Raw genomic sequence first — 887 nt, 5'->3', positions numbered from 1 at the left:
ACGCAACTCTTCCTGCTGAGTTGCGTTAATCAACATTCTTTTCATCTTAACTTACTCGTTATTTTTACATTATCGACAAAGCTGCGGGCAAAATAACCTCATGGCCGGAGTTAAACCGAAAGCCCCGTGTCTTCTCGCAAAGCCGTCAACCTCACGGTTGTCGCCTGCATAGGGGCGCATTATCTCGGTAAGCCTGCTTTTCTTTGTGAAAGACAGCACTTTTACTAGGGGAATAGCCTCTGATTTACGTCGACAGATCTGATTCCATTTGCCGGCCAAGCTGCAACCCGCAGCCCGCTAATTGTTTGATTTCGCATTACGTCTTACGCCATTGCTGCGTTTTTGCGCGATCAGACAAATTTTATAATTCCACCGTTTTCCCTGTTTAACGAGAATCAACGCGGAAAGTGACTGCATTATTCCACTGCTGATGCCGTTATAGCAAGGTGACTTTCCCTTAACTGCGGAAGAAATCGCAACCGTTCAAACCGGCTTGCTGCCTTATTGTCCGCTGGGTTTTCGCCCGCCGTCAGAGAGACAGTTAAGCACAGAAAAAGATGTGGCGCTATTCACGCGCTCTATTTAGAATCCCGCACCATGAAAACGAACAATCCAGCAGTACAATTCATCACGATTTCCGACGACGAAGCCGGTCAGAGAATCGACAACTTTCTGCTCGCTCGCCTGAAAGGCGTGCCGAAGAGCATGATTTATCGCATCGTGCGTAAGGGCGAGGTGCGGGTCAATAAAGGGCGCATCAAGGTCGAATACAAATTGGCGGCCGGCGACGTGGTGCGCGTGCCGCCGGTGCGGGTGGCCGAGCGCGAAGAGACGCCGGTGTCGGCCAAGCTGGATAAGGTAGCCGCGCTGGCCGACACCGGCGTCTC

The 887-nt window shown here is 51.4% G+C and carries 1 protein-coding gene; it reads left to right on the top strand.

The window, feature by feature from the left end; translation table 11 throughout:
- Positions 1 to 597: 597 nt before the first annotated feature.
- On the top strand, positions 598 to 887 hold a 290-nt coding region (locus KHA85_RS20045; protein WP_272875183.1), incomplete at its 3' end, for a S4 domain-containing protein.

This window comes from Dietzia massiliensis, assembly GCF_018390595.1.
Lineage (GTDB): Bacteria > Actinomycetota > Actinomycetes > Mycobacteriales > Mycobacteriaceae > Dietzia > Dietzia massiliensis.
The sequence above is the reverse complement of the archived record's forward strand: the minus strand, read 5'-3'. Positions and strand labels throughout refer to the sequence as shown.